28 protein-coding genes and 1 tRNA gene are annotated in these 26295 nt (G+C 65.2%); 11 read left to right on the plus strand and 18 right to left on the minus strand.

Annotation, left to right across the window (positions count from 1 at the left end; all coding sequences use genetic code 11):
- Positions 1-318: hypothetical protein (locus E4L98_RS29915; RefSeq protein WP_167761263.1), on the minus strand; the 318-nt coding region annotated here is incomplete at its 3' end.
- Between E4L98_RS29915 and E4L98_RS02820 the strand changes: the two genes are divergently transcribed.
- A complete protein-coding gene (locus E4L98_RS02820; RefSeq protein WP_167761264.1) occupies positions 317-913 on the plus strand; it encodes an RNA polymerase sigma factor in 597 nt (198 codons plus the stop codon). The two genes, E4L98_RS29915 and E4L98_RS02820, sit on opposite strands and share 2 nt — an antisense overlap.
- A gap of 7 nt (positions 914-920) precedes the next feature.
- Here E4L98_RS02820 and E4L98_RS02825 read toward each other — a convergent pair whose 3' ends face one another.
- The 3 genes from E4L98_RS02825 to E4L98_RS02835 form a co-directional block, all read right to left on the minus strand.
- Positions 921-1895, minus strand: coding sequence for a LysR family transcriptional regulator (locus E4L98_RS02825; RefSeq protein ID WP_135200056.1), 975 nt, complete (start codon positions 1893-1895; stop codon positions 921-923).
- 212 nt (positions 1896-2107) lie between these two features.
- Positions 2108-3511, minus strand: a complete 1404-nt coding sequence (locus E4L98_RS02830) for a pyridoxal phosphate-dependent decarboxylase family protein (RefSeq protein WP_205746649.1) — start codon at positions 3509-3511, stop codon at positions 2108-2110.
- A gap of 171 nt (positions 3512-3682) precedes the next feature.
- Entirely contained in the window at positions 3683-4255 is a 573-nt protein-coding gene (locus E4L98_RS02835) for a TetR/AcrR family transcriptional regulator (protein ID WP_135200057.1), read from the minus strand.
- 79 nt (positions 4256-4334) lie between these two features.
- Here E4L98_RS02835 and E4L98_RS02840 point away from each other — a divergent pair, with 79 nt between their 5' ends.
- Positions 4335-5084, plus strand: a complete 750-nt coding sequence (locus tag E4L98_RS02840; protein ID WP_135200058.1) for an SDR family NAD(P)-dependent oxidoreductase — start codon at positions 4335-4337, stop codon at positions 5082-5084.
- A 27-nt stretch (positions 5085-5111) separates the two neighbouring features.
- Here E4L98_RS02840 and E4L98_RS02845 read toward each other — a convergent pair whose 3' ends face one another.
- From E4L98_RS02845 to E4L98_RS02855, 3 genes are all read right to left on the minus strand, one after another.
- Positions 5112-6092, minus strand: coding sequence for a PEP-CTERM sorting domain-containing protein (locus E4L98_RS02845; RefSeq protein ID WP_135200059.1), 981 nt, complete (start codon positions 6090-6092; stop codon positions 5112-5114).
- Positions 6093-6219: 127 nt separating this feature from the next.
- A complete protein-coding gene (locus E4L98_RS02850) occupies positions 6220-7278 on the minus strand; it encodes a polysaccharide deacetylase family protein (RefSeq protein ID WP_135200060.1) in 1059 nt (352 codons plus the stop codon).
- 41 nt (positions 7279-7319) lie between these two features.
- The gene (locus tag E4L98_RS02855) at positions 7320-8090 is read right to left on the minus strand and encodes an SDR family oxidoreductase (RefSeq protein WP_135200061.1); all 771 of its coding nucleotides are present in this window, start codon (positions 8088-8090) and stop codon (positions 7320-7322) included.
- 113 nt (positions 8091-8203) lie between these two features.
- Here E4L98_RS02855 and E4L98_RS02860 point away from each other — a divergent pair, with 113 nt between their 5' ends.
- The 5 genes from E4L98_RS02860 to E4L98_RS02880 all read left to right on the plus strand — a co-directional run bounded on the left by E4L98_RS02860 (position 8204) and on the right by E4L98_RS02880 (position 12340).
- Positions 8204-9085 carry a LysR family transcriptional regulator gene (locus tag E4L98_RS02860; RefSeq protein ID WP_135200062.1) on the plus strand — a complete coding sequence of 294 codons (882 nt, stop codon included), beginning with the start codon at positions 8204-8206 and terminating at the stop codon, positions 9083-9085.
- 241 nt (positions 9086-9326) lie between these two features.
- Positions 9327-9911, plus strand: a complete 585-nt coding sequence (locus E4L98_RS02865; protein WP_135200063.1) for a TetR/AcrR family transcriptional regulator — start codon at positions 9327-9329, stop codon at positions 9909-9911.
- 125 nt (positions 9912-10036) lie between these two features.
- Positions 10037-10687, plus strand: coding sequence for a hypothetical protein (locus tag E4L98_RS02870; protein ID WP_205746650.1), 651 nt, complete (start codon positions 10037-10039; stop codon positions 10685-10687).
- 47 nt (positions 10688-10734) lie between these two features.
- Positions 10735-11568 (plus strand): cytochrome b/b6 domain-containing protein, encoded by an 834-nt coding sequence (locus tag E4L98_RS02875; RefSeq protein WP_135200064.1) that lies wholly within the window; start codon positions 10735-10737, stop codon positions 11566-11568.
- Positions 11561-12340: a molybdopterin-binding protein gene (locus E4L98_RS02880; protein ID WP_135200065.1), complete on the plus strand. Its 780-nt coding sequence runs from the start codon at positions 11561-11563 to the stop codon at positions 12338-12340. Before E4L98_RS02875 ends, E4L98_RS02880 begins: the two co-directional genes overlap by 8 nt.
- Before the next feature lie 110 nt (positions 12341-12450).
- On the opposite strand, the gene E4L98_RS02885 is transcribed toward E4L98_RS02880, so the two are convergent.
- The 6 genes from E4L98_RS02885 to cysS form a co-directional block, all read right to left on the minus strand.
- A tRNA-Ser gene (locus E4L98_RS02885) sits at positions 12451-12543 on the minus strand.
- A 100-nt stretch (positions 12544-12643) separates the two neighbouring features.
- Positions 12644-13891 (minus strand): aspartate kinase, encoded by a 1248-nt coding sequence (locus E4L98_RS02890; RefSeq protein ID WP_135200066.1) that lies wholly within the window; start codon positions 13889-13891, stop codon positions 12644-12646.
- Between the two features lie 143 nt (positions 13892-14034).
- Positions 14035-15402 carry a tRNA lysidine(34) synthetase TilS gene (gene tilS, locus E4L98_RS02895; RefSeq protein ID WP_135200081.1) on the minus strand — a complete coding sequence of 456 codons (1368 nt, stop codon included), beginning with the start codon at positions 15400-15402 and terminating at the stop codon, positions 14035-14037.
- Between the two features lie 88 nt (positions 15403-15490).
- Positions 15491-16465: an acetyl-CoA carboxylase carboxyltransferase subunit alpha gene (locus tag E4L98_RS02900; protein WP_135200067.1), complete on the minus strand. Its 975-nt coding sequence runs from the start codon at positions 16463-16465 to the stop codon at positions 15491-15493.
- A gap of 75 nt (positions 16466-16540) precedes the next feature.
- Positions 16541-17191, minus strand: a complete 651-nt coding sequence (locus tag E4L98_RS02905; protein WP_135200068.1) for a DNA-3-methyladenine glycosylase family protein — start codon at positions 17189-17191, stop codon at positions 16541-16543.
- Position 17192: 1 nt separating this feature from the next.
- On the minus strand, positions 17193-18581 hold the full coding sequence (cysS, locus tag E4L98_RS02910; protein WP_135200069.1) for a cysteine--tRNA ligase: 1389 nt from the start codon (positions 18579-18581) through the stop codon (positions 17193-17195).
- A 223-nt stretch (positions 18582-18804) separates the two neighbouring features.
- Here cysS and E4L98_RS02915 point away from each other — a divergent pair, with 223 nt between their 5' ends.
- From E4L98_RS02915 to E4L98_RS02925, 3 genes are read left to right on the plus strand one after another with little or no spacing between them, the layout of a single operon-like run.
- Positions 18805-19440, plus strand: a complete 636-nt coding sequence (locus E4L98_RS02915; protein ID WP_135200070.1) for a peptidylprolyl isomerase — start codon at positions 18805-18807, stop codon at positions 19438-19440.
- Between the two features lie 44 nt (positions 19441-19484).
- Positions 19485-19979 (plus strand): peptidylprolyl isomerase, encoded by a 495-nt coding sequence (locus E4L98_RS02920; RefSeq protein ID WP_135200071.1) that lies wholly within the window; start codon positions 19485-19487, stop codon positions 19977-19979.
- Positions 19980-19982: 3 nt separating this feature from the next.
- Positions 19983-20732 (plus strand): UDP-2,3-diacylglucosamine diphosphatase, encoded by a 750-nt coding sequence (locus E4L98_RS02925; protein ID WP_135200072.1) that lies wholly within the window; start codon positions 19983-19985, stop codon positions 20730-20732.
- On the opposite strand, the gene E4L98_RS02930 is transcribed toward E4L98_RS02925, so the two are convergent.
- From E4L98_RS02930 to E4L98_RS02940, 3 genes are all read right to left on the minus strand, one after another.
- Positions 20729-21481: a tetratricopeptide repeat protein gene (locus E4L98_RS02930; RefSeq protein WP_135200073.1), complete on the minus strand. Its 753-nt coding sequence runs from the start codon at positions 21479-21481 to the stop codon at positions 20729-20731. The genes E4L98_RS02925 and E4L98_RS02930 overlap by 4 nt on opposite strands.
- 53 nt (positions 21482-21534) lie before the next feature.
- Positions 21535-22044 carry a DUF6622 family protein gene (locus E4L98_RS02935; protein ID WP_135200074.1) on the minus strand — a complete coding sequence of 170 codons (510 nt, stop codon included), beginning with the start codon at positions 22042-22044 and terminating at the stop codon, positions 21535-21537.
- A gap of 143 nt (positions 22045-22187) precedes the next feature.
- On the minus strand, positions 22188-22745 hold the full coding sequence (locus E4L98_RS02940; RefSeq protein ID WP_135200075.1) for a DUF1439 domain-containing protein: 558 nt from the start codon (positions 22743-22745) through the stop codon (positions 22188-22190).
- A gap of 38 nt (positions 22746-22783) precedes the next feature.
- Between E4L98_RS02940 and E4L98_RS02945 the strand changes: the two genes are divergently transcribed.
- Positions 22784-23509, plus strand: coding sequence for a DUF72 domain-containing protein (locus tag E4L98_RS02945; protein WP_135200076.1), 726 nt, complete (start codon positions 22784-22786; stop codon positions 23507-23509).
- On the opposite strand, the gene E4L98_RS02950 is transcribed toward E4L98_RS02945, so the two are convergent.
- Positions 23499-25334: a hybrid sensor histidine kinase/response regulator gene (locus E4L98_RS02950; RefSeq protein ID WP_135200077.1), complete on the minus strand. Its 1836-nt coding sequence runs from the start codon at positions 25332-25334 to the stop codon at positions 23499-23501. The genes E4L98_RS02945 and E4L98_RS02950 overlap by 11 nt on opposite strands.
- 12 nt (positions 25335-25346) lie before the next feature.
- Positions 25347-26295: sensor histidine kinase (locus tag E4L98_RS02955; protein ID WP_135200078.1), on the minus strand; the 949-nt coding region annotated here is incomplete at its 5' end.

A 26295-nucleotide genomic window follows, 5' to 3' on the forward strand; every position in this document is an offset into this window, starting at 1 on the left:
AGGCGCAGCCGGCCTGGCCTCGTCGCCGCGCCCCGCCGACGCGCCCTGCCCGCTGGCGGCGCTGGTCTTTGCCGCCGCCGTTTCTTCGCCTGCCTGCGCCACACCGGCGCACAGCGCCAGCACCAAGGTTGCGCCAAACAACCGCTTCAGATTGCACAACATGTTTTTCCTTTCAGATAGAAGTGGATCGGTCCGAGGTACATACGCTGGCCGCAGCGCTCTGGATGCAGTGAAAACCGTGGATAAATGCCGTTTATGGCCAGCCATACCGATTTTCGATTGGATGATCGCGCGCGCATGCTGCACGATGCGAGCCATGGAAAAGATCACCAGGCAACGCGAACATCTGGCGCAACTGCTGGAGTCGGTAGCCCAGCACAGCGAGCCGGCATTCAACGAGTTGTACCAACTGACCCACGCCTATCTGCACTATGTGGTGCTGAACGTGCTGGGAAACCGCGCACACGCGGATGAAACACTGCAGGAGATTTACGTGGCGGTATGGGCGCAGGCGCACCGCTTCGACCGCACGCGCGGCTGCGCGATGACGTGGCTGATCAGCGTGGCGCGCAACCAGGCGCGCAGCGCCTGGCGCACCGGCCGCCGCGAACGCGACTGCGTCCTGCCGGGACAGGATGTGGTGACACTGGAAGCACTGGCGCATGGCGAGCAAACGCAAGAAGGCGATCCGGTGCAGGACGCCTTCTATGCGAGCGTGCGCAGCCGGCTGCCGGCCGCGATGGCGCAGCTGGTGCCGGCACAGCGCCAGGCCATCATGCTGACGTACGGACACGGCCTGGCGCACGCCGAGCTGGCGCAGCACATGAACGCGCCATTGGGCACGGTGAAAAGCTGGCTGCGGCGCGGCCTGGCGCGGCTCGGCGATTGCCTGCAGCCGGCCGCCGCGCCTTAAGCGCCGCTTATCGCGCCCCGGCGAACAGCGCCTGCACTTCCTGCCGCAACCACTGCAGGCCGGCGTCGTCGTCGCTGCGCGCATGCCAGGCCAGGCACAGGCTGTAGGCGGACAGCGGGAACAGCAGCGGCACGCACTCCACCGCGGCGTGCAGCGACCTGGCCAGCTGCGCCGGCATGGTGCACACCAGGTCGCTGAACATCAACACCTGCGCGACGTAGCTGAAATCGCGCACGGCCACAGCCACCTGGCGCGAGCCGCCCTGACGATACAACTGCTCGTCGATATAGCCGTGCAGCTGGCCATCGCGGGAAATGGTCACATGGTCGAGCTGCTGGCAGTATTCTGTCAGGCCGACCGCGGCCGTGCCGCGTGGATGGCCGCGCCGCTGGACCAGCACATGCTCCGTGCTCAGCAAGGGATGCACGCGCAGGTTGGACGGCAGCAGACACGCCGGGCTGATGCAGACATCCACCTCGCCGCGCTCCAGCTGGCCGGCCACGCGGAGGTAATCGGGTTCCGCCGTGATCAGCTTGAGCGCGCGGTTGCCGGTGGCGCGCAGGCGCGCGATCAGCGCGGGCATCACCATGGCGGCCGCCGCGTTGGCGGCGGCCACCGTAAAGGTGCGCGTGCTGTCCGATGGACGGAAGCTGTCGGCATCGGGCCGGATCGCGGACGACAAGGCGGCCAGCGCCGGCTTGAGGCGGCGATGCAGGTCCAGCGCGAACTGCGACGGCACCAGCCCGCGGCTGTTCTCGGACGGCACCAGCAAGGGATCGTCGAACAGCACGCGCAGCCGCGACAGCTGCGCCGACAGCGCGGGCTGGCTGACGTGCAGCCGCGTGGCCGCGCGCGTCACATTGCATTCCTCCAGCAGCACATCGAGCGACACCAGCAACGGCAGGTCGGCGCCACGCAGCGGCAGCGCGGCGCGCTGCAGGCCGGCGGTAAACAGGTCAAGCGGCTCGGCAACGGTGTTCATCGGACTCAATCATGTATCGAACAGCATTCAAAACGCCGATAATAGCACGCATCCATTTGGCCGGCGTCGACGCATCGGCTTGGTTCACCTGCCGCTTGGGCGGCATCGGCACCGCGCTCCACACGCCGGTGCTGCCCTAGCGGCTTGGAACTGTGCTTTCATCGGATATCCACCTGGTTGAAGTGTGCGGTGCGTCGATTCCAAGCACAAAGTTAAGCAGACGCTGAGCGCGCCTGGCATGCGGCGTTGTATCTGGCACTGCTGGCCGCGGCGATCTGGCCGATCACGGTGTCGATGTCCTCCGCCGTGGTGAGCAGGTTGAGCACGGCCAGTCGGGCCACCACACGCTGGCCCAGCCGGGTGCTGGACAGGAAGGCCACGCCGCCGCTGTTCACGCGCTGCACCAGGCTGTCGGTGGCCAGGTTGGCGTCCGTCACCGAGACGCCGGCGCCCAGGCAGCGAAATACCACAATGGACAGCTGCGGCGCTTCCAGCACCTCGATGCCCGGTATGCCGGACAGGCGCGCGCAGGCATATTCGGCCAGGTCGAGTTTATCGTCGAGCATATCGCGGAACGCCGCCACGCCGTGCACCTGCAGCGGCAGCCACATGCGCAATCCGCGGTTCGGCCGGGTCAGCTCCGGGCTGGTGTCGGCAAAATCGTTCTCGTCCTCGTCGGCCACATCGCGCAGGTAGGCCTTGTCGCTGGCGCTGTGCGCGCGGCGCAGGACGTCGCGCTCGCGCACCAGCAGGCTGCCGGTGCCGAACGGCAGGAACAGCCCCTTGTGCGGATCGAGCACGATGCTGTCGGCCTGGCCGATGCCGCCGAAGCGCGCACGACCGCGTGCAGTCAGCTGGAAGAAACCGCCATACGCCGCATCGACATGGAACCACAGGTCCTGCTCGCGCGCGATGGCGGCAAGCTCATCGAGCGGGTCGATGGCGCCCGTGCTGGTGGTGCCAGCCGTGCCCACCACGCACAGCGGCTGGAGTCCGTTGCTGCGGTCCTCCTGCACGGCCGCCCGCAGCGCCGCCACGTCCATCCGCTGCGCGGCGTCCACCGCGATACTGCGCAGCGCCCCGGGCGGAAAGCCGATGATGCGCGCCGCCTTGGCCACGCAATAATGCGTGTGCGCGGTCAGGTAAATCCTGGCGTTGGCCGGATCGCCCTTCAGCCGCTCCGTCCTGGCGCACAACAGCGCGGACAGGGTCGCCATCGAGCCGCCGGAGGTCAGGATGCCGCCGGCGCCGGCCGGCATGCCCATCACCTCGCACAGCCAGCGCAGCACGTCGCGCTCCAGCGCCACCATGGCCGGGGCGACAAAGCTGACGCCGGTGTAACTGTTCACGACGGACGAGATCAGGTCCGCGACGGCGGACAGCAGCAGGCTGCTGCCCGGAATGAAGCCGAACATCCTGCCGCCGGCGGAATTGATGCCGATCCGCGCGGCGCGCCCGACGATGTCCAGCGCCTCGGACAGCGGCCGTCCTTGTTCCTGCGGCAGCCGGCGCGCGGCGGGATCGTGCAGGAAGGCGCCGGCCAGGGCGGTATCCAGCGCCGGCAATGCTGGCGCCGCGGCAAGGTGGTTCAGGATCAGCTCTTGCGCCGCTTGCATGATGCGCGCGGCCTCGGGTATCGATGTGGTCAGGGGAAGTGGCTGGTGCATTGCATACCATGGGTTGGGGACAAGCCCCGCATTATGGTTTCAACGCGTGCGATTGCATGGTAGGACCGTGCGCAATATTGGGAGATTCGTGCGGGGTTGCGGGCGCGTCGAGCCAGATTCTCAGCGCTTGCCGATGCCGTCCAGGAACAGGTCCACCAGGTGCGGGATGCGCGCCTTGGCCGTGCTGCCCTGTTCGATGCCGAGGGAAATCGCCGTCACCATGCACACCAGATCCTCGACCGTGACATCGTCGCGCACCGCGCCGGCCTGCTGCGCGCGTTGCAGCAGGCGCTCCGCCTCGACGCGCCCGGCATGACAGCCGGGCGTACCGCTTTGCAGCACGGTGCCCAGCGTTGCCGCCAGGCCGCGATAGTGGCTGGCATGCGCCACCAGATCCCGGGCGAAGGCACGCACGGAAGCGGCCGGATCGCCCTGCCCGTCGCGTTTGCGGCTGGCCTCGGCAAGCGACATCATGCGCTCGTCGCTGGTGGCGGCCAGCAGCGCCTCGCGCGTGGGAAAGCGGCGGTACAGCGTGCCGATGCCCACCTTGGCGCGCTTGGCGATGTCATCCAGCGAGGCGGCCGCGCCGCGTTCGAGAAATATCTCTTCCGCCGCCGCCAGGATGCGTTCGCGGTTGCGCGCGGCGTCGGCGCGCAGCGGCGCTTCATCGGTTACCGGGGGATTTTTTGTCATGTCTGATCTCGCTTGCCAAAGTGGATGATACCTCCATATAATAAGTGGAGCAATTCTCCACTTATTGAAAGGGATGGACATGAGCAAGCGATTCGACAACAAGGTTGTGGTGGTCACCGGCGGCAGCGAAGGCATCGGCCTGGCCAGCGCCAAGCTGTTTGCGGCGGAAGGCGCGCACGTCTACGTGACAGGCCGCCGACAGGACAAGCTGGATGAAGCGGTGCGGGAAATCGGCCATGGCGCCGTCGGCGTCCAGGGCGACGCGGCCAGCCTGGCCGACCTGGACCGGCTGTACGCGCGCATCGGTCAGGATCACGGCCGGCTGGACGTGGTGTTTGCCAACGCCGGCTTCGCCTCGTCCGAAGCGCGGCCGCTAGGCGCCATCGGCGAAGACGACTTCGATTACCTGTTCGGCCTGAACGTGCGCGGGCTGCTGTTCAGCGTGCAGAAAGCCCTGCCGCTGCTGGTGGATGGCGGCACGGTGGTGTTGAACGGCTCGGTGGCCGGCAGCAAGGGCTTCCCCGGGCAGTCGCTGTACAACGCCAGCAAGGCCGCGGTGCGCTCCTTCGCGCGCAGCTGGACGGCCGACCTGCAGCCGCGCGGCATCCGCGTCAACGTGGTGGCGCCGGGCGGCACCGATACCCGCCTGATGCGCGGCTACCTCGAGGCGCGCCCCGGCGTGGAAGACATGCTCAAGCAGATGGTACCGCTGGGACGGCTGGGCGAACCCGACGAAATCGCCCGCGCCGTGCTGTTCCTGGCGTCGCCGGAGAGCAGCTACATCGCCGGCGCGGAACTGTTCGTGGACGGCGGGTCGATCGCGGTGTGATCGTGGTCGGCGCCGGGCGGCGTCTGCTCAGCGCGCGGTTTGTTTCCTGCGCCGTACGAACCACAGCAGGCCGGCCGCGCCATACATTATCGCCGTGCTCGGCTCGGGCACGGCCGACGCCAGCTGCGCAAATGCCACGCCCTGCAATGCGGTGGCGTCGGTCGCGCTGATGCCGAGGTCGCGCGCGACGAAGTCGGCGGCGCCGAGCGAACGCGGGTCCAGGCCGGTGACGCTGCCGAACATGGTCAAGGCTTCCAGGTAGTAGCCGCGGACGCTGGCGTGGTAATTGTCCGGCGCCCACAGGTTGAACTTGCCCGCGTCGATGCCGTCGTAGGGATTGCTGTCGGCCAGGCCGCCGCTGATGGCGCGGTTCCATGCCTCGCCCACCGGGATGACGCCATTGATCAAGCTGGACGCCTGATCGGCAATGTCATAGCCGGCGCGCACGTCCAGCGCCATCTGGTAGATCGGTTTGCCGTACCACGGACTGGGCGTCTTGTAGGTCAGGTCGGCGCGCGACCAGGTGGCGTCCAGGTAGATGTCGACGTTCGGATTCTGCGCATGGAAGGCCTGCGCCAGCAAGCCGCTGTATTTGACCGTCAGGTCCGGATTGCCCGGCTTGTTCTGGTCCAGCGTGCTATACCCCTGCAACACCACCTTGTCGAACGGTTTATCGATGGTCTGCAGCTTCTCGTTGTAGTGGTAGTCGAGGCCTTTGCCGCCGACCGTTTCCAGGCTCACCTGGTAATCCAGCCCCGCTTCCTGGGTAAAGGCCTTGAACAAGGCCGGCACGCCGCCGATCCTGGTGCCGTTCAGGTCGGTTACGCTGCCGGGCATGAACGACATCGCCGTCGGTCCCGAGGCGCCGACCGGCTCGCCGTAGGTAAAGCTGTTACCGACAAACAGGATGGTGGTCGGCGCGGCAGATGCATTACCACCGACCGTGAGCAAGGACAGACTGGCGCAAGCCGTGAACACGGCCCGACTGAGAACGCGACATAACGGCATTTTCTTCTCCTTTTTACACGAGTGAATGAGTCAGGTCAGCCAAGGCTGAGCGTAGCAGATCGAATCAAATAATGTTTTTTCCACGGCAGCGGTGCGGCCCCTGGCGGCGCACCGCTTCGGGATGCCATCAGCCCGGGCCGGGCAGACCGGAAATGGCGGCCGGTCCGCGCTGCAGCACGGGCGTGTCGGCGCGATGCGCCAGCACCCAACGGGCGATCTCGTCCTTGCGCGCGAACCACACATCCGGCTTCGACCTGGCATAGCTGAAAAAGCGGTCCAGCACGCGTACCCGGTTGGCGTGGCCATTGATGCGGTCGTGGAAGCCCACCAGCATCATGCGACGGCGTGTCGCGCCCTCTTCGTACAGCTGGTCGAATTCATCCTTGAGCGCCTGCTCATACGCCATGGGGTTGTACCCTTCGAACGGGAACGCGGAGATGTCGTTCAGGTGCAGGGTATAGGGCACGGTCACGAAATCCTTGCCCTTGACCGGAATGATGAAGGGCTCGTCGTGGCTCGGCTCGTCGATATGGTAGATAAAGCCAAGCTCTTGCAGCGTCTCCAGGATGTGCACCGAGTTGCGCAGGAAATAGGCGTTCCAGCCGACCGGCTGTTGTCCGGTGATGCGGTGGATCACTTCCGCCGAGTCCGCGATGAAGCGCTTTTCCTCGCTACGCGACAGGTTGTAGGAGTTGGCCCATATCCGGCCATGCGCGGCCACCTCATGACCGCGCCGGGCGATTTCCTGGGCCAGCTCCGGCGCCTTCTTGATCGCCTCGCCGATCATGAACGACGACACCTTGATATTGTGTTTGTCGAACAGGTCGAGCGCGCGCGGTATGCCTTCATAATAACCGTAGGCAAAATACGCATTGGTCGGAAAATCCGGCACGCCCTTGTCGATCGGTTCGGGAATGAGTCCGCCGACGCCGGAAATGGGCTGGCCGCCGCCCTCGAACATCATGGACACGCTGACCGCCAGACGGGCGCCGTTGGGCCAGAAACCCTTGCCGCCGGCCGTTGCGGCACGGGGCGCGGTATCGGCGGACTGGGCGGCAGCCTCGCCGAACAGGGCGCCGGTCGCCAGCGCGCCGGCAACGGCGCCGCCGGCCTGGGCGAGAAAGTTGCGGCGCGGCGCGATGGAGGCGTGGACGCCTGCCGCGTCCGGGTCAAGTCGATCTTGCATATGAGCTCCTTTCTTGCTGGCTGATGCGTGATGGTGGGGATTCAAACGGCCGCTACCAGGTTTTCACCGCCGGCGACCTCGATCACCGTTCCGGTGACATAGGGATTGGTCATCAGGAACAGCGCGGCGTGGGCGATGTCGTCCGGCGTGCCTACGCGGCGCGCGGGGAAGGTCTCCGCGACTTTCTTGCGCAAGCCGTCGCGGTGTTCGTCGGGCAGGAAGCTCCACATGTCGGTGTCGACGAAGCCTGGGCGGATGGTGTTGACGCGCAGCGGCGCCAGTTCCAGCGCGAGTGAGCCCGACAGCGCCTCCACCGCGGCAAAGGCGGACGTCACCGCGGTGAAGCCGAGTTTTGGCCGGGCGCTCATGCCGCCCGTCAGGAAAGTGATGGAGCCGCCCGCGCGCAAGTGCGGCGCGGCATGGCGCGCGCAGGCCCAGCTGCCGAGGAATTTACCTTCCAGGTAGCTGCGCACGCCGTGCATGTCGGCGTCCATGAATGCGCCCCAGGTGCCGATGTCCGGCGCCGCCGTGACGATCAGGTGGTCGAACGGACCGATGACATCGAAGGCGGCCCGTACCGCCGACTCATCGCGTACGTCCAGGCGCACTTGCGCAAAGCCGGCCAGGTCCGGGCGCTCCTCCACCGTGGCGACGCGCCGGCTGGCGACCGTCACCGCCGCGCCGGCGGCCTGGGCGGCACGGGCAATCCCCAGGCCGATGCCGGTTTTGCCGCCGACAACGACGACCTTCTTGCCGGCAAGGCTCAACGATGGCGCGGGTGATAATTCCTTCTGTGTGTTTGCATTACTCATGGTCAGCTCCTTTGATCGGTTGGTGAATCAGTAGGATCATGGTAATTAAAGTCAATCCGATTGATAATGGTCGATATTTTTATTGCTCTTATTCTTCATTGGAATAAATCTGGATGGATCGCTTTGACGAGTTGACCGCGTTTATCGCGGTGGTGGAAACAGGCGGCTTTTCCGCCGCCGCGCGCCGCAGCGGCGTATCGCAATCGGCCGTCAGCAAGGCGGTCAACGCCCTGGAGAAGCGGCTGGGTGTGCAGTTATTCAACCGGACCACGCGCAGCGTCACGCTGACCCATCACGGACGGGTCTACTACGAGCGTACCAAGCCGCTGCTGGACGAGATGGCACAGGCGAACGAGGAGCTGATCGGCAGCACGCTGGACATCTCCGGGCAGGTCAGGATTGCGACGTCCTCCACGTTCGGCCGCCTGCATGTGCTGCCCCTGATACCGCAACTGCTGGCGCAATACCCCAGGCTGAAGCTGGATCTGAACCTGTCGGACGGCGTGCAGGACCTGCTGGCGGACGGCGTCGATCTGGCGATCAGGGTGAGTCCGGTCCAGAACCCCGATGCGGTGGTCAAACACGTGATGCGCACTTCCCTGGTGTGTGCCGGCTCGCGGCGGTATTTCGAGCAGCATGGCATACCGCAGGTGCCCGCGGACCTGAGCGGGCACAATTGCCTGGTCTACAATGGCGCGACCAGCTGGAGCTTCGCCGGCCCGCATGGACGATTCAGCGTGCCGGTGAGCGGCAACGTGTCGTCCAATACCGTCGAGACGATTTTGTCCGCCGTACACGCCGGCATCGGGATAGGCATGTTCTACCGCGCCTCCCTGGTCGGCCCGTTACGGCATCCGGACATCCTTACCGTGCTCGACCAGTTTATCGATGAAAGCCGGGACATCAGCCTGGTCTGGCCGAACCGCAGATTTATTTCCGCGCGGGTCAGGCTGGTGACGGACTTTTTTGCGGCGGCACTGGCGGAGCGCCTCTGAGCGCACGCAACGCCGGCGCGCCTGTCACGATTTCAAGTGGCGTCGGCTTCAACCTGATCGAGGCGCCGCGCGCACACGCGCCCTGCAACTGGACCACCCGCAGCGAGTACGTCTACGTGATCCCCGACCTGCTCGAGGACGCGCGCTTCGGCCACACGCCGCTGGTGCGGCGCGGCCGCACTGAAAAGATAATCGCGGACCGCGCTTGACGCCAAACCTACTAGAAGGTAGGATGCATGGCATGAACAAGACCTCTTCCACCGCCGACGACATCCTGGCTTGCTCGCGCAGCCTGATCGTCAATGGCGGCTACAACGGTTTCAGCTATGCCGACATCGCCAAGGTAGTCGGCATCCGCAAGCCCAGCATTCACCACCACTTCCCCAGCAAGGCCGACCTGGTCAAAACGCTGGTGGAGCGCTACCTGATCGCCGCGCGCGAAGGCTTCGCCCACCTGGAACTGGCAACGCCCGCCCCGCTCGACCAGCTGCGCGCCTATATCGGTCACTGGCAAGCCTGCATCGGCGACGGCAGCAGACCGTTCTGCGTCTGCGCACTGCTGGCCAATGAACTGCCGGCCCTGCCGGAGGACGTTGCGCTGCAGGTGCGCGCCTATTTCCGCTTCCTGTCGGACTGGCTGACCAGCGTACTCGAACGCGGCGCGGCGCAGGGCGTCATCACGCTCAGCGGCCCGGCGCGGGTGGAGGCGGAAACCTTCATGGCCACTGTGCATGGCGCCATGCTGTCGGCGCGCGCCTATGGCGATGGCAGCCTGTTCGGCGCCATCATGGAGCCCCAGCTGGCGCGCTTGGCCGCCAGGCACTGAATGTGGCGCCGCACCGGCCGAGCCGGAGCGGCGCACGATATTGTCGGAAGATCTCCGCAGCCTGTCGGCGCGCTGCAAGAGATCACTTTTTTTGCGCCACAACTCTACCAACTAGTAGGTATATTATGAAAAATACTGTTAGCCGTATCTCCGCCCGCGCCCTGATCGTCGCCTCGACCCTGGTCGCGCCGGTTGCCTACCTCGCCCTGCCGGCCACGGCGCAGGCGCAAGCCCCGAAAGCCGCGCCGACCAATATCCGCGGCAGCGTCGTCTCGTTCGCCAACAACACCGTCAAGGTCAAGACGCGCGAAGGCAAGACCGTTGACGTCACCCTGGCCGAAGGCGGCCGCATCGCCGGCGTGGCGCGCGCCGCGGTCACCGATATCAAACCGGGCGACTTCGTCGGCATCGCTTCGCTGGCGAAAGCCGATGGCGGCGACGGCGCGCTGGAAGTGCTGATCTTCCCGCCCGCGATGAAGGGCACCGGCGAAGGCAGCTACGGCTGGGATCTGAAGCCGAACAGCAGCATGACCAACGCCACCGTGGCCGATGCCGTCAAGGGTGTCGATGGCCACACCGTGACCGTGTCCTACCACGGCAAGGAGAAGAAGATCACCATCGGCGACGGTACCCCGGTGGTGACGCTGGCGCCGGCCAGCACCAAGGACCTGGTCGCCGGCGCGATCGTGTTCATCCCCGCCACCAAGAATGACAAGGGCAACTTCGTCGCCCAGCAACTGGTGGTGGGCACCAACGGCGTCGTGCCCCCGATGTAATCCGTGCCGCCGGCCCGCCCGGGCCGGCCTACCCTGCTGGAGCCACCATGCGCCCTGAAACCAAAATCGTGCTGGTCCACCGGCATGCCCTCCTGACCCGCGTGACGCACTGGATCAATGCCGTATGCCTCGGCTTCCTGCTGCTCAGCGGACTACAAATCTTCAACGCCTGGCCCAGCCTGTACTGGGGCCAGTACGGCGCGGACGCCGATCACAGCTGGCTGAGCATCGGCGCCACGCAAGAGCACGGCCAGCCGCGCGGCAGCGTGCGCATCGGCGCCACCGCGATTCCCACCACCGGCGTGCTGGGCCTGTCCAAGGTCGACGGCCAGCTGACCGAACGCGCCTTCCCCACCTGGCTGACGCTGCCCTCCTACCAGGACCTGGCCGAAGGCCGCCGCTGGCACTTCTTTTTTGCCTGGTGCTTCGTCTTCAACGGCGCCGCCTATCTGGCGTACGCCGTGCTGAGCGACCACCTGCGGCGCGACCTGCTGCCGTCGCGCGGCCAGCTGGCGCCGCGCCACGTATGGCGGGAAGTGCTCGACCACGCGCGCCTGCGCTTCCCTAAAGGACAGGAGGCGCGACGCTACAACGTGCTGCAGAAACTCAGCTACCTCGGCGTGATCGGCGTGCTGCTGCCGCTGATGGTGCTGACCGGCCTGACCATGTCGCCCGGCATGAATGCCGTCGCGCCCTTGCTGCTCGACCTGTTCGGCGGCCGCCAGTCGGCGCGCGCGCTGCACTTCATCAGCGCCTCGCTGCTGGTGACGTTCGTGGTGGTGCACATCGCCATGGTGCTGCTGTCCGGCGTGTGGAACAACCTGCGCTCGATGATCACCGGCCGCTACGCCATTGAGGAAAGTGAGACCCACCATGACTGACACACGATTGACACGCCGCCGCTTCCTGCTGGGCGGCGCCCTCGGCGCAGCCGCCGTGGCGCTCGGCGGCTGCGACGCCGGCGGCCAGGATACGCCGACCGGACAACTGTTGCGCTCGGCAGAGTCGCTGACGCTGCAGGCGCAACGCCGGCTGCAGGGCAGGCACGCGCTGGCGCGCGAATACACCGAGGCCGACATCTCGCCCACCTTCCGCATCAACGGCAGCAGCATGCCGGACAGCGAACTGTACGCGTCGCTGCTGGCCGACAAGTTTGCCGACTGGCGCCTGAAGGTCGATGGCCTGGTGGCGCGCCCGAGCGAATTCTCGCTGGCGGCGCTGAAGCTGATGCCGGCGCGCACCCAGATCACCCGCCACGATTGCGTCGAGGGCTGGAGCGCGATCGGCAAATGGACCGGCGTGCCGCTGGCCGAGTTGCTGCGCGCCACCGGCGTGCTGCCGGGGGCGCGCTACGTGGTGTTCCATTGCGCCGACGAACTGGAAAAAACCCTCGACGGCAGCGGCCGCTATTACGAAAGCATCGATCTGGTCGACGCCTTCCATCCGCAGACGCTGCTGGCCTATGGCATGAACGGCCAGGACCTGAGCGTCGGCCACGGCGCGCCGCTGCGCCTGCGCGTCGAGCGGCAGCTGGGTTACAAGCAGGCCAAATACCTGATGCGCATCGAGCTGGTCGACAGTCTGCACGGCCTGTGGGGCGGCAACGGCGGCTATTGGGAAGACCGCGGCTACGACTGGTACGCCGGCATCTAAGTGCGCTGCGTTGCGGTCGGCGCGGGTGGGAGCAAAGATCAACTCGTTGATCGAAGCACCACGTCAGGACAAAAAAATAGCCCCGGTCACGGGGCTATTTTTTGCAATTCTGGCGGAGACGGTGGGATTCGAACCCACGATACAGGTTTTGCCCGTATGCTTCCTTAGCAGGGAAGTGCCTTCGGCCACTCGGCCACGTCTCCTAGTCGATTGCTCAACTATGTCCGCCGTACAGCAGACGACCGCCATAGTATAGACCACGACCCGTTTGGTCAAGGCAACTTGGCGATTATTTCGAAAAATTTATGCCTTTTCCAGCTCGAACGCCTTGTGCAGCGCGCGTACGGCCAGTTCCATGTATTTTTCGTCGATCAGCACCGAAATCTTGATTTCCGAGGTCGAGATCATCATGATGTTGATGCCCTCTTCCGACAGCGTGCGGAACATCTTCGAGGCCACGCCCACGTGCGAACGCATGCCCACGCCCACCACCGAGATCTTCGACACCTTGGCGTCGCCGGCGATGCTGGCCGCACCCAGCGATTCCTTGGAACCGTTCAGCACGTCCAGCGCGCGCTGGAAGTCGTTGCGCGGCACGGTGAAGGTGAAGTCGGTCTTGCCATCCACCGACTGGTTCTGGATGATCATGTCGACTTCGATGTTGGCGTCGGCCACCGGGCCCAGGATGTGGTAGGCCACGCCCGGACGGTCGGGCACGCCCAGCACGGTGATTTTGGCTTCATCGCGGTTGAACGCGATACCGGAGATGACTGCTTGTTCCATGTGTGTGTCTTCCTCAAACGAAATCAGGGTGCCCGAGTTGGCTTCTACTTCCAGGTCCAGCATAGGGTCGGTCAGCGACGACAGGACCCGCGTCGGCACGCGGTAGTTGCCGGCGAATTCCACCGAACGGGTCTGCAGCACTTTCGAGCCCAGCGACGCCAGTTCCAGCATTTCTTCGAACGTGATCGCCTTCAGGCGGCGCGCTTCCGACACCACGCGCGGGTCGGTGGTGTAGACGCCGTCAACGTCGGTGAAGATCAGGCATTCGTCGGCCTTCATCGCGGCCGCGATCGCCACCGCCGAGGTGTCCGAGCCGCCGCGGCCCAGGGTCGAGATGTTGCCCTCTTCGTCCACGCCCTGGAAGCCGGTGATGATGACGATCTTGCCTTCGTCCAGGTCGCGGTTGACCTTTTCGTTGTCGATCGACTGGATGCGGGCCTTGGTGAATGCGGAATCGGTTTTAATCGCAACTTGCCAGCCGGCGTAGGACACGGCTTTCTTGCCAATCGCCAGCAGCGCCATCGACAGCAGGCCGACCGACACTTGCTCGCCGGTGGAGGCGACCATGTCCAGCTCGCGTGGATCAGGCTGCGCCTGAATTTCCTTGGCCAGGGCGATCAGGCGGTTGGTCTCGCCCGACATTGCCGACGGGACCACGACAATGCGGTGCCCGGCGTCATGCCACTTGGCGACACGCCGCGCGACGTTTTTGATACGGTCCGTCGAACCCATCGACGTTCCGCCATATTTGTGCACGATTAAAGCCATAACAGTGAGTTTTCCGCTCAATAAGGGTAAATAGAACCCTTAACTCTACATGTCGCAATGCAAAATAACAAGTCACAAAGCTCATAAACTCATACCGATTAAGCATATATACATACAAAATTCGGCAGAAGCCGGCTTTTTGTCTATACAGCTTGCCAGCGCAGAGTGACGCGTTCGCCGCCATGGCCGACGTGGTGACAATCCAGGCCGATGCCGGCCGCGTACAGCAGCGTGTCGCGCGTTTTCACCACCGGCAGGCGCGCGCGCTCCCAGGCCGGGATATTGAGCGCCTGGTAGTGGTATTTCAGCGGCCGCGTGGGGCGGTTGGGCGCCGGCTTCAGCCGTTCGCCGCCGCGGCGGAACTCGATCAGCAGCGGCTGGCCGCGCAGCCAGTCGGCGGCGATGCCCTCTTCCGCCGGATCGAAGTGCAGGATGCCGCCGTAGGCAGGGAACGCGAGCTGGATTTCGCCATGCCAGACGAAATCAGTGCCGGGCTTGTCGTCGAACTGGTCTTCGCGCGTGCCTTCGAGCTCGGCCAGCTTGGGCGTCAGGTGCAGGCGGTCGCGGTAGCGGCGCACGTGGCAGTCGGGATGGGTGACCAGCAACTGCGCGTCGTGCTTGGCTTCCAGCAGCTGGGTCAGCATTTCGGCCAGCCAGGCGGTGCTGGGCATGCTCAGGCCGCGCGTGGCGAACCAGTGGCGCAGCAGGTTGTAGCCGCGGTCCTGGTTCAGCGCGCGCAGTTTGCCGATGTCGAGGCAGTCGTCATCCAGGCAGGCGGCCAGGTCCTGTTCGGCCAGTTCGGTCAGCAGGCGCGATGCCGATTGCGCGTGCTGGGCGCTGCGCGCGAAGCGTTCCTGGAAGCCGGGGAAGTGCTGTTCCAGCGCCGGCATCACCTGGTGGCGCAGGGCGTTGCGGGCGTAGCGCGGGTCGTCGTTGGATTCGTCGTGGATGTGCTGAGTGTGGTGCTGGGCGGCATATGCTTCCAGCTGCTTGCGCGAGGCTTGCAGCAGCGGGCGGGCCATCATCAGCTGATCGTTGTGCAGCAGGCCGGCGGCGGTGTTGGCGGCGTCCATGCCGGACAGGCCGGCCGGACCGGAGCCGCGCAGCAATTGCAGCAGGACGGTTTCAGCCTGGTCGTCCTGGTGGTGGGCGGTCAGCAGCAGGCTGACGTGATGTTCGCGGCACAGCGCGCCCAGTGCGGCGTAGCGGGCCTTGCGGGCGGCGGCTTCGGTGCCGGATTTTTTCTGGTCCTGCAGCTGGATGCGGCGCGCTGCAAAGGGGACGGCCAATGTGGCGCATTCGCGTTCGCAGTGCTGCAGCCAGGCATCGGCGTTGGGGCTGAGGCCGTGGTGGATGTGCAAGGCGTGCAGTGCCAGGCCGTGCGTTTGCGCATAGGCGTGAGCCAGGTGCAGCAGCACCGAGGAGTCCAGGCCGCCACTGAGGGCGATGGCGATGGCACCCTCGCCCGCCTGGGCGCGCGCGGCGGTGACGGATTGCTCGAAGGCGGACATCAGGGTCGGTTTTTGCTGCTTCAATCTGCTACTCCAAAATGCAAACCGGGGGCACTGGCCCCCGGTCGGTGGTGACGCGCCGCGCGGATTATTCCTGCGGCGTGGTTTCCTTGAACTTACCGTACGCCATCAGCTTCTCATGACGCGCTTCCAGCAGATCCTTGGTCTTCATGCCGTGGAACTGGCGCAGCGAGTCGGCCAGCGCGCGCTTCAGCAGCGTGGCCATCTGTTTCGGATCGCGGTGGGCGCCGCCCAGCGGTTCATTGATGATCTTGTCGATCAGGCCGATCGCCTTCAGGCGGTGCGCGGTCAGGCCCAGCGCTTCGGCCGCGTCGGCCGCACGTTCCGAGGTCTTCCACAGGATCGAGGCGCAGCCTTCCGGCGAGATCACCGAGTAGGTCGCGTATTGCAGCATCAGCACCTGGTCGGCCACGGCAATCGCCAGCGCGCCGCCGGAGCCGCCCTCGCCGATGATGGTGGCGATCAGCGGCACTTTCAGTTCCGCCATCACGTACAGGTTATGGCCGATCGCTTCCGACTGGCCGCGCTCTTCCGCGTCGATGCCGGGGAAGGCGCCCGGGGTGTCCACGAAGGTGAACACGGGAATGCCGAACTTCTCGGCCAGCTTCATCAGGCGCATGGCCTTGCGGTAGCCTTCCGGCTTCGGCATGCCGAAGTTGCGCATCGCGCGTTCCTTGGTGTCGCGGCCCTTCTGGTGGCCGATCACCATGCACGACTGGCCGTTGAAACGGGCCAGGCCGCCGATGATGGACTGGTCGTCCGCGTAGGTGCGGTCGCCGTGCAGCTCGTGGAAATCGGTGAAGATTTCATTCACGTAGTCCATGGTGTACGGACGCTGCGGGTGACGCGCGATCTGCGAGACCTGCCACGGCGTCAGCTTGGCGTAGATGTCCTTGGTCAGTTGCTGGCTCTTTTTGGCCAGCCGGTCGATCTCCTCAGAGATATCGACTGCCGAATCGTCCTGGACGAAGCGCAATTCTTCAATTTTGCCGTCCAGCTCAGCAATCGGTTGCTCAAAGTTGAGGAAAGTCGTTTTGGTCATTGTACCTCCGTGTTTATGCTCGGCCGCGGGGCTAGCGTAGGCACGCAAACAGCCCTCGCGCAGCGATTAGAGTATCTATTCTACAGCAACCGGATCGAGACTACGCCATAAATACCAGGTCGCCACCGTGCGGTAGGGTTCCCAGTTGGCCGAAACCTCGCGCGCATCGCTGCGCGACACCGGTTCTCCCGAGAAGTAATTTTGGCTGATGCCCTGGATCAAACCGGGGTCGTCCAGCGGTAAAACGTTGGGTCGGAGCAGATTAAATATCAAAAACATCTCGGCTGTCCAGCGGCCGATGCCGCGGATTTGCACCAGCTCGGCAATGACAGCCTCGTCGTCCATCTGGTCCCACTGGGCGGTGTGGACGCGCTTGTTCTTGAAATGGTCGGCCAGATCGAGGATGTATTCCGTCTTGCGCTTGGACAGGCCGCATTCGGCCAGCTGCCCCGCCCCGGCCTTGATGATCTGCGCCGGCGTGCATTTGGGGCTGACCGCCAGCAGCTTTTTCCAGGCGGCGTCCGCCACCCTGGCGGTCACCTGCTGGCCGACGATGGAACGCGCCAAGGTGGTGAACGGGTCGTGATGGCCGACCAGGTGCAGGTCGCCGAACTGGGGGATCAGCTTGTTCATGATGCGGTCGCGCTTCATGAGCTCGGCTTTGGCCTGTTCCCAGTACGGCGGCACGGCCGATGCCGCACCCGCATTATCCTTGGCGATCACCATGTTATGCGCGGCGCCAGTTCGTGGTGCCGTCGGGCTTGTCTTCGAGGATGATGCCCTGCGCCAGCAGCTCCGCGCGGATCTGGTCCGATTCGGCGAAGTTGCGGGCCTTCTTGGCTTCCGCGCGCCGGGCGATGGCGGCCACGATGGCCGCATCGTCGCCGCCGGCGCCGCCGACGGCCGCCTGGCGGAACTGCTGCGGCGTGCGCTCCAGCAGGCCGATCACGCCGGCCAGCGCCTTCAGCTGGCGCGCCATGACCGGCGATTTCGACTTGTTCACCTCGGTGGCCAGGTCGAACAGCGCGGCCACGGCCAGCGGGGTGTTGAAGTCGTCGTCCATCGCTTCGGCGAAGCGGGCCGCGTGTTCCTCTGTCCAGTCGAGCGGCTGGCCGTCGCCTTCCACGCCGTCCAGCGCGGTGTACAGGCGGGTCAGCGCGCCGCGCGCGTCGTCCAGGTGGGCGTCCGAGTAGTTCAGCGGGCTGCGGTAATGCGCGCGCAGGATGAAGAAGCGCACCACTTCGGCATCGTACTTCTTCAGCACGTCGCGGATGGTGAAGAAATTGCCCAGCGATTTGGACATCTTCTCGTTATCCACGCGCACGAAGCCATTGTGCACCCAGTAGTTGACCATCTGGTGGCCGTAGGCGCCTTCCGACTGCGCGATCTCGTTCTCGTGGTGCGGAAACTGCAGGTCGGCGCCGCCGCCGTGGATGTCGAAATGCTCGCCCAGCAACGCCGAGCACATGGCCGAGCACTCGATGTGCCAGCCCGGACGGCCCTTGCCCCACTTGGAATCCCATTTCACTTCTTCCGGCTCCGATTCCTTGGACGCCTTCCACAGCACGAAGTCGAGCGGATCGCGCTTGCCGGTATTGACGTCCACGCGCTCGCCGGCGCGCAGATCGTCCAGCGACTTGCCGGACAGCTTGCCGTAGTTGGGGAAGTTGCGCACCGCGTAGTTGACGTCGCCGTTGTCGCTCTTGTAGGCCAGGTCCTTGGCTTCCAGTTGCTCGATCAGCGCCAGCATCTGCGGCACGTACTGGGTCGCGCGCGGCACCAGGGTCGGCGCCAGGATGCCCAGCGCCGCGGTGTCCTCGTCCATGTACTGGGTGAAGCGGGTGGTCAGCTGCGAAATGGTCTCGCCGTTCTCCACCGCGCGCCGGATGATCTTGTCGTCGATGTCCGTGATGTTGCGGGCGTAGGTGACCTGGTAGCCGGAGGCCTTGAGCCAGCGGAACATGACGTCGAACGCCATCATCATGCGCGCGTGGCCGATGTGGCAGTAGTCATAGATGGTCATGCCGCAGACATACATGCGGACTTTGCCCGGCTCGATCGGTACGAATGTCTGTTTGTCACGCGCCAGCGTGTTGTAAATCTTTAAATTACTCATCGGACTCTGCGTTTTTTGCGGCGCCATAGGCAATACGATGGCCCGGTGCGTGATCCATGACGGCTGCGCACCCCGTTCATCGTTAGCCTGGGGGAACCTCGGGAATGTTCTTGTTTCCACCTTCTAAGGGGTAGAATGGAACAAGTATAGCATTGATAAAAACAGCATAGGCCCGATCTGCAAGCGGATTTTGCCTGTCCAACATTTATAAGAGGAAGCAACGATGCATCAAATTCAGCCATCGCTGTACGCTAAGCTGGCCGGCCTGTGCGCCGGCCTGGCCCTGTCGGGCGCGGTGCTGGCCGCGCCGCAAGCCGCCAAGACCACCGCCGACACGCCGACGCCGCAAGTCGAACTGAAGACCACCATGGGCGATATCGTACTGGAGCTGAACCGCGAAAAAGCCCCCAGGTCGGTCGACAATTTCCTCGCCTACGTCAAGGCCGGCACGTACAAGGGCACCATTTTCCACCGCGTGATCGACGGCTTCATGATCCAGGGCGGCGGCTACGATGAAAAGCTGAAACCGCGGCCGACCAACAAGCCGGTGCCGATCGAATCGAAGAACGGCCTGAGCAACGTGAAGTATTCGCTGGCCATGGCCCGCAACGGCGATCCGAACTCGGCCACCTCGCAGTGGTTCATCAATGTCGACGACAACACCCCGCTCGATTTTCCGGGTCCGGACGGCAGCGGCGGTTACACCGTGTTCGGCAAGGTGATCAAGGGCCAGGAGACGGTGGACAAGATCAAGGGCGTGCTGGTGGATGACAAGGGCATCTTCCAGAACATCCCGGTGATTCCCATCGTGGTGAAGTCGGCGACGATATTGAAGACGCCGATCCAGCCAAAACTGTAAAATAGCGGCCTTGCACCAATTTTTAAACCATACGGGATAATAAAATGACCAAAGTTCTCATCAAAACCAACTTCGGCAACATGACCGCGGAACTGGACGCCGAAAAGGCGCCGAAGACCGTCGCCAACTTCCTGGAATACGCCAAAGCTGGCCACTACAGCAACACCATCTTCCACCGCGTGATCGACGGTTTCATGATCCAGGGCGGCGGTTTCGAGCCGGGCATGAAGCAGAAGCCGGCCGACCAGACCGTGGAAAACGAAGCCAAGAACGGCCTCAAGAACGACACCTACACCCTGGCCATGGCGCGCACCTCGGCGCCGCACTCGGCCTCGGCGCAGTTCTTCATCAACGTCAAGAACAACGCCTTCCTGGACTACCCGGGCCAGGACGGCTGGGGCTACGCCGTGTTCGGCAAAGTGGTGGAAGGCACCGACGTGGTCGACAAGATCAAGGGCGTGAAGACCACCCGTTCGGGCATGTTCGCCGACGTGCCGGCGGAAGACGTGATCATCGAAAGCGTCGAAGTCGTCGAGTAATCAATGAGCGAAGTCTGCGCGCTGTTCATCTCCGATCTGCACTTGCAGCCTGCGCATCCCGCCACCACGGCAGCGTTTTTCGACTTCCTGGAACGGCATGCGCGGCGCGCGCAGCAACTGTACCTGCTCGGCGACCTGTTCGAGTACTGGGCCGGTGATGACGACATCACCGATCCCTACCACGCCGCCATCGTCGCCGCGCTCAAGGCGGTCAGCGACGCCGGCGTGGCGCTGTACTGGGTCGCCGGCAACCGCGATTTCCTGGTCGGCGCCCGCTTTGCGGAAGCCACCAACGCCATCCTGCTGCCCGAGACCTGGGTGGCCGAAATCGGCGGCGTCAAACTGGTCGTGCTGCATGGCGACGCCCAGTGCACGCAAGACAGCAAATACATGGAATTCCGCAAGATGGTGCGGCAGCCCGCCTGGCAGCAGCAGTTCACCGCGATGCCGCTGGCGCAGCGCAAGGCCATCATCGCCGGCCTGCGGGCCGACAGCCGCAAGGAACAAAGCGGCAAAGCCTACGAGATCATGGATGTGACGCCGCAGGCCATTCTCGACGTGTTCGCACAGACCGGCGCCGAGGTCATGATCCACGGCCACACCCACCGTCCCGCTCTGCACCAGCTCGGCGACAAGCGGCGCTACGTGCTGCCCGACTGGGAGCCGGACGCGACGCCACCGCGCGGCGGCTGGATCGCCATCGGCGACGATGGCGTGATCACGCGCCACGACCTCAGCGGCGCGGTAATTTAAGCTTTCACGTTCGCCATCGCCGTATTCAGACGGCGCACCAGCGGTTGATTCAGGTCGCGCGTGTGGCGTGCCCAGCGGTCCATGGTGCGCTTCAACTCCTCGTGCAGCTGACGGGCCTTGGCGGCATCGCCGACGTTGGCGGCCCAGATCGCGTACTCCGCCTGCACCGTGAAACTGTTATGGCGGCTCAGCGCATGGTCGAACTCGGCGCGCGCCTCGTCGTGGCGGTTGGCGGCGGCCAGCGCCTGCGCCAGCAGCAGCGACACCTGCTCGGGACGGAAATGGGCGTCGCTGGCACGGATGGTCTGCAGATGCGCGATGGCGGCAGCGGCACGGCCACAGGCCAGCGTGGCGCGGGCGGCGCCGTAGCGGATTTCCAGATCGCCGGCGAACGGGCCATGCAGGCAGGCCTCGTACGTGGCGGCGGCTTCCTCGGCGTTACCGGCCGCCATCAGCGCTGCGGCCAGACGCATCTGATTTTGCGCGGTGGGCGTAAAATCGTAGGCCTCGCGCGCTTCGCGCAATTCGCGGCCGGGGTCCAGCGACTTGGCCGCGGCGCTCACCGCCTTGCGCGCGCCGTGCTGAAGCCGCGAATTGGGCAGATACACGGCGAGGAAATACACGATACTGGCCAGCCCCGGAAACAGGAACAGAATCACCACCCAATACATCTGCTGCCCCGTGCGGATTGCATGAACGGCAAAGAAAATCGCCACCAGCACATGCAAACCGATACCAAAAATATACATAAACAGCCCCTACACTCATCAGAACATCCGATTGTAGAGGCAAGCACCGCGCATCACAAGGCGGCGACCGGCACCGGTTGGCGCATCCAGGCGGCGCCGTAGCGCGCCAGACGGCCGAGGAACAGGCCATTGAACACGCCGTACAGCAGTGCGATGGCGCTGGCGAAAGGCAAACTGTGCGGCAACTCGGGCTGGATGGCCGACACCACCGCCACCGTGTACTTGGTCGCAAAAATCGCAATCATCGTCAGCAGAGGCAAGTAGCTGCCACGCTGGAATACCGTGCCGGCGGCGCGGTTCACGCTGATCTCGCGGCGGCCGAAGCGCCACACCAGCGCCGTTGACGCTGCCGCGCCGATGCCCCACACCGCCCACACGCCTTCGCCGAGCGCGCCTTGGGTATTCATGCCCGACAAGGCCAGGCCCAGCATCACCAGCGGAATCAGCGCCACCTTCAGCATGGTGGTCTCGCGGTCCTGGCTGGCCAGGTAACCGCGGTACAGCAGAAAACCCAACAGCGCCCACACGTAGGTCGGGGTATGCGAAATAATTTGCTGGATCATGGCATCTCTCCTGGAAAGAAATAAGTAAGTGACGCCACTATGCCGGCCAGCGCCTGGTCAAGGTTCGCGATGCGACGAAATGCATCCCGGCAGCGCGAAATGCATCCAGCCGGCGCGAAAAGCTCCCGATGGTAGACGCCGCTTTACTGGGCCGGCTGGAGTTTGGCGACCAGGCCGCCGGGGCGGGTTTCGATGCCGGTCAGGACAAATTGGACGCCGGCATAGCGCAGTTCTTCCGGCTTGAAGCTGTGGACCGGCACGTCGCGGATCAGCTGGTCGCTGAGCAGGTTGGCCACGCTGGTCAGCTGCTGCCGCTTGCCCTCGTCCAGGTTATCCATCACGAAGCGGTCGACATGGGCGTCGGCAAGGTAGATGGCGTTGCGCTGGCTGTCCACGCGCAAGCGGCCGGACACCAGCATGCTGCCATGCCACGATTGCCGCGCCAGCAGCGGCGTTACGCCCAGGTCGACGGTCAGCGCCACGCGGTCGCTTTCCGGCTGCACGGCCAGCTGCGGATGGCTGAGCTCGACCTCGAATACGCTCAGCACGCGGTGATGAATGGGGAATTTGCGCGCCAGGCTGTCCTGCAGGCGCTCCTGTGATAGCTCGACCTGACGCGGACCGATCAGGCTGGCGCAGGCGGCCAGCATGCCGGCAATCAACAGTGGCGCGGCGTATCGGGCGTAGCGTTTAAGATTCATTGCAACTCTTCCTTCCATTATTCTGAACCCCGCATTATATGACCGAGACGCGAATAGGTTGTGCCGGTTGGAGTATCAGCACCCGGGCGGCGGCGCCATTTCCGGCGCAGGGCAGTCAGCTCGAACGCTACGGTGCGGTACTGAACGCCGTGGAAATCAATTCTTCGTTTTACCGTCCGCACCAGCCGCAGACGTATGAGAAGTGGGCCGCCAGCGTACCCGACGATTTCCGCTTCGCGGTCAAGCTGCCGAAGTCCATCACACATGAACGCCGCCTGGCCGATGCCGACGACCTGCTGGCGCGCTTCGCCGGCGAGGCCGGCGCGCTCGGCCCCAAGCTCGGCTGTGTGCTGGTGCAATTGCCGCCCAGCCTGAAGCTCGACGTGGCGCTGGCGCAGGATTTCTTCACGCGCCTGCGGCGCCGCTTCGCCACCATGGTGGCGCTGGAAGCGCGCAACCCCGGCTGGTTCGACGCGGACGCCACCGCCCTGCTGAAGACCCACGGCGTCACGCGCGTGATCGCCGATCCGCCCGCCGGTCAGCCCGGTCCGCACGTGCCGACCACGGAGGCGGTCTATGTCCGCCTGCACGGCAGCCCGAAGATTTACGTTTCGCTGTATGCGGAACAGCAGCTGCGCGACGTGGCCGACACCCTGGCCGGCCGCACGCCGGGCAGCCCCGGCTGGTGCATCTTCGACAACACCATGACCGGCCTGCAGCCGCACCAGGCCTTGCGCCTGCGCGCGCTGCTGGCTAGGGAGTGAGCGCCCGTTCCAGGTCGGCGAAGGTGGCCGGTTTGACCAGGTGGTAGTCGAAGCCGGCCTCGCGCGTGCGCTCGCGGTCGCGCTCGGAGCCGTCGGTGTCCGGCAGCCCGAGGTCGAGGATGATGGCCTGCGGCTGGTGGGCGCGCGCCAGCGCCAGCGCGTCGGCGGCGTTGTGCGCGGTCAGCACCTCGTGGCCGATCAGGGTCAGCAGCTCGGCCATCACCGCCACCGAATCGACGTTGTCGTCGACCAGCAGCAATCGCTGTTTGCCCTCCGCCAGCGGCTCGGCCACGCCGGCCGGCAGCGCCTGCCCGGCCGGCGCTGCCGGCGCGGCGACTTGCGTCTCGCTCAGCGGCAGGTCGATCACAAAGGTGCTGCCCTGGCCGATGCCGCCGCTGTGCGCCTGCACCGTGCCACCATGCAGTTCCACCAGCTTGGACACCAGCGACAGGCCGATGCCCAGGCCGTCATGGCCGCGGTCCTGGGTCGCCGCGCCCTGCGCAAACATGCCGAAGATGCGCGCCAGGTTGTACGAGGTGATGCCGATGCCGTTGTCGCTGACGGCCAGCTGGATGCGTCCCGGCCGCGGCAAGCTCGCCGTCAGCGCGATGCGCCCGCCCGGATCGGTGAACTTGGCGGCGTTGTGCAGCAGGTTGCCGATGATCTGCGACAGCCGCACCGGATCGCCGTGCAGCCACACCTGCTGCGGCGGCAGTTCCACCGTCAGCGTGTGGCCGCGCGATTCGACCAGGCCCTTGACCGTTTCCACCGCCGGCTCGACCACCGCGTGCAGTTCCACGTCTTCGCGCCGCAGCGCCAGCTTGCCCTGCGAGATGCGCGCCACGTCCAGCAAATCGTCCACCAGGTGCGACAGATGGCCGACCTGGCGCAGGATCACCTCGCGCGCCTTTTGCTGCGTGTCTTCCTGGTCGGCCGGCGCCGCGTTCATCAGCGCCACCGCGTTGCGGATCGGGCTCAGCGGGTTGCGCAGCTCGTGCGCCAGCGTGGCCAGGAAGTGGTTCTTGTTTTCGTCGGCCGCGCGCAACAGGCCTTCCATGTTCTTGCGCTCGCTGATGTCGCTGCTGATGCGGGCGATGCGGTACGGCTGCTGGCGGTCGTCGCGCACCAGGAAGGCACGGTCGCGCACCCAGCGCAGCCGCTCGCCGCCCGGCGCCAGCCGGTATTCCTGGTCGTACGAGCCGCCCTCGCGCAGGGCGCGCCAGTGCGCCAGCACCAGCTCGCGGTCTTCCGGATGCACGGCGTTGAGCCAGTCGTCCGGCGCCTGCCGCAACTGCTCGACGGCGCGACCGAACAGGCGCTCGTAGGCCGGGCTGGCGTACAGCAGCTGGTCGTCGGCCAGGTTGAACATCCAGAACACGTCTTCGATGTTTTCGGTCAGCTGGCGAAAGCGTTCCTCGCTGTTGCGCAAGTCGTCCTGCACGCGCTGCAGGCGCAGCAGCGCGTTGACGTTGGCGATCAGTTCCTCGGCCTCGATCGGCGCGGCCAGGTAGTTGTCGGCGCCGCCGTCCAGGCCGCGGATCTTGTCGTCGCGCGCGATCAGCGCGGCCGAGGTCTGCAACACCAGCACGGTGCAGGTGGTATGGTCGGCCTTGATGCGACGGCACACTTCGATGCCGCTGATGTCGGGCAGCTTGACGTCCAGCAGCACCAGCGCCGGCTGGCGCTCGCGTGCCAGCTGCAGCGCGTCGGTGCCGTTGGCCGCCTCGATCACCTGGAAGCCGGCGCTCTGCAGGATGCGCGTCTTGACGTAGCGCGCGCCGTCGTTGTCGTCCACGTTCAAAATCAGGATGGACGCGTTATCCATAATCTCTCCTCCTCACGGTGCGGCCGGCAGTATCAGGCAGAATGTCGAGCCCTCGCCTTCCGCGCTGCGCACGGTGACTTCGCCGCCCAGCAGCGTGGCCAGCTTGCGGCACAACGGCAACCCCAGCCCCGTGCCCTTGGCGCGGCGCTGCAGCGGGTGTTCGATCTGACTGAACTCCTCAAAGATCAGTTGCTGGTTCTCCGGGCTGATGCCGATGCCGCTGTCGGTGACGGCAAACGTCACGCGGCCATCGGCGGCGGGCGGCAGCAATGCCACCACCACCTGGCCCTGCTCGGTGAACTTGAGCGCATTGGAAATAAAATTGCGCAGTATTTGCGTGACCTTGCTTTCATCGGAGGTCAGCGCCACCTGCGCGGGCGGCTCGACAAACAGCAGTTCCACAGTCGAATTGCGGGTGAGCGGCCGCAGCATGCCCTTCAGCGCGCTGAACAGCTCGGTGATGTTGACCGGCGCCATGTTGACCTCGACCTTGCCGGCTTCGATCTTGGCCAGGTCCAGCAGGTCGTTGACCAGCTCCGACAAGTCGTTGGCGGCGTTGGAGATGAAGCTGACCTGGCGCTCCTGTTCCTCGGTCAGCGGGCCGTCCATGCGGTCCAGCAGCAGCTTGGTCAGCGCGCGGATCGAGCTCAGCGGCGTGCGCAGCTCGTGGCTGGTGTTGGACAGGAAGCGCGATTTCATTTCGTCGGCCTTGCGCAGGCGCTCGGCCTTTTCCTCGATCTCGGCGTACAGCGCCACCACGCCGCGGTTGGTGTCTTCCAGCTCGCGCGTCAGCGCCAGCAGATCGTCCTGGCGCTCGCGCAGCTCGGCCAGCGCCTGCGCCAGCTCGCGGTTCTGCTGCTCGACTTCCGAATACGTGCTTTGCACCGGCGTGCCGGCCAGCTGGGCGCCGATCCGGGCCAGGTCGCGCGGCTGGCGCCCGGCCGGCGGCAGCGCCTTGCCC

Source organism: Duganella callida, assembly GCF_004614165.1.
GTDB lineage: Bacteria > Pseudomonadota > Gammaproteobacteria > Burkholderiales > Burkholderiaceae_D > Rugamonas > Rugamonas callida.

Bases quoted from the DNA above. Each gene is read 5' to 3' on its own strand.
- E4L98_RS02820 (WP_167761264.1), top strand. From the start codon at position 317: ATGGAAAAGATCACCAGGCAACGCGAACATCTGGCGCAACTGCTGGAG.
- E4L98_RS02825 (WP_135200056.1), bottom strand. From the start codon at position 1,895: ATGAACACCGTTGCCGAGCCGCTTGACCTGTTTACCGCCGGCCTGCAG.
- E4L98_RS02830 (WP_205746649.1), bottom strand. From the start codon at position 3,511: ATGCAAGCGGCGCAAGAGCTGATCCTGAACCACCTTGCCGCGGCGCCA.
- E4L98_RS02835 (WP_135200057.1), bottom strand. From the start codon at position 4,255: ATGACAAAAAATCCCCCGGTAACCGATGAAGCGCCGCTGCGCGCCGAC.
- E4L98_RS02840 (WP_135200058.1), top strand. From the start codon at position 4,335: ATGAGCAAGCGATTCGACAACAAGGTTGTGGTGGTCACCGGCGGCAGC.
- E4L98_RS02845 (WP_135200059.1), bottom strand. From the start codon at position 6,092: ATGCCGTTATGTCGCGTTCTCAGTCGGGCCGTGTTCACGGCTTGCGCC.
- E4L98_RS02850 (WP_135200060.1), bottom strand. From the start codon at position 7,278: ATGCAAGATCGACTTGACCCGGACGCGGCAGGCGTCCACGCCTCCATC.
- E4L98_RS02855 (WP_135200061.1), bottom strand. From the start codon at position 8,090: ATGAGTAATGCAAACACACAGAAGGAATTATCACCCGCGCCATCGTTG.
- E4L98_RS02860 (WP_135200062.1), top strand. From the start codon at position 8,204: ATGGATCGCTTTGACGAGTTGACCGCGTTTATCGCGGTGGTGGAAACA.
- E4L98_RS02865 (WP_135200063.1), top strand. From the start codon at position 9,327: ATGAACAAGACCTCTTCCACCGCCGACGACATCCTGGCTTGCTCGCGC.
- E4L98_RS02870 (WP_205746650.1), top strand. From the start codon at position 10,037: ATGAAAAATACTGTTAGCCGTATCTCCGCCCGCGCCCTGATCGTCGCC.
- E4L98_RS02875 (WP_135200064.1), top strand. From the start codon at position 10,735: ATGCGCCCTGAAACCAAAATCGTGCTGGTCCACCGGCATGCCCTCCTG.
- E4L98_RS02880 (WP_135200065.1), top strand. From the start codon at position 11,561: ATGACTGACACACGATTGACACGCCGCCGCTTCCTGCTGGGCGGCGCC.
- E4L98_RS02890 (WP_135200066.1), bottom strand. From the start codon at position 13,891: ATGGCTTTAATCGTGCACAAATATGGCGGAACGTCGATGGGTTCGACG.
- tilS (WP_135200081.1), bottom strand. From the start codon at position 15,402: ATGTCCGCCTTCGAGCAATCCGTCACCGCCGCGCGCGCCCAGGCGGGC.
- E4L98_RS02900 (WP_135200067.1), bottom strand. From the start codon at position 16,465: ATGACCAAAACGACTTTCCTCAACTTTGAGCAACCGATTGCTGAGCTG.
- E4L98_RS02905 (WP_135200068.1), bottom strand. From the start codon at position 17,191: ATGGTGATCGCCAAGGATAATGCGGGTGCGGCATCGGCCGTGCCGCCG.
- cysS (WP_135200069.1), bottom strand. From the start codon at position 18,581: ATGAGTAATTTAAAGATTTACAACACGCTGGCGCGTGACAAACAGACA.
- E4L98_RS02915 (WP_135200070.1), top strand. From the start codon at position 18,805: ATGCATCAAATTCAGCCATCGCTGTACGCTAAGCTGGCCGGCCTGTGC.
- E4L98_RS02920 (WP_135200071.1), top strand. From the start codon at position 19,485: ATGACCAAAGTTCTCATCAAAACCAACTTCGGCAACATGACCGCGGAA.
- E4L98_RS02925 (WP_135200072.1), top strand. From the start codon at position 19,983: ATGAGCGAAGTCTGCGCGCTGTTCATCTCCGATCTGCACTTGCAGCCT.
- E4L98_RS02930 (WP_135200073.1), bottom strand. From the start codon at position 21,481: ATGTATATTTTTGGTATCGGTTTGCATGTGCTGGTGGCGATTTTCTTT.
- E4L98_RS02935 (WP_135200074.1), bottom strand. From the start codon at position 22,044: ATGATCCAGCAAATTATTTCGCATACCCCGACCTACGTGTGGGCGCTG.
- E4L98_RS02940 (WP_135200075.1), bottom strand. From the start codon at position 22,745: ATGAATCTTAAACGCTACGCCCGATACGCCGCGCCACTGTTGATTGCC.
- E4L98_RS02945 (WP_135200076.1), top strand. From the start codon at position 22,784: ATGACCGAGACGCGAATAGGTTGTGCCGGTTGGAGTATCAGCACCCGG.
- E4L98_RS02950 (WP_135200077.1), bottom strand. From the start codon at position 25,334: ATGGATAACGCGTCCATCCTGATTTTGAACGTGGACGACAACGACGGC.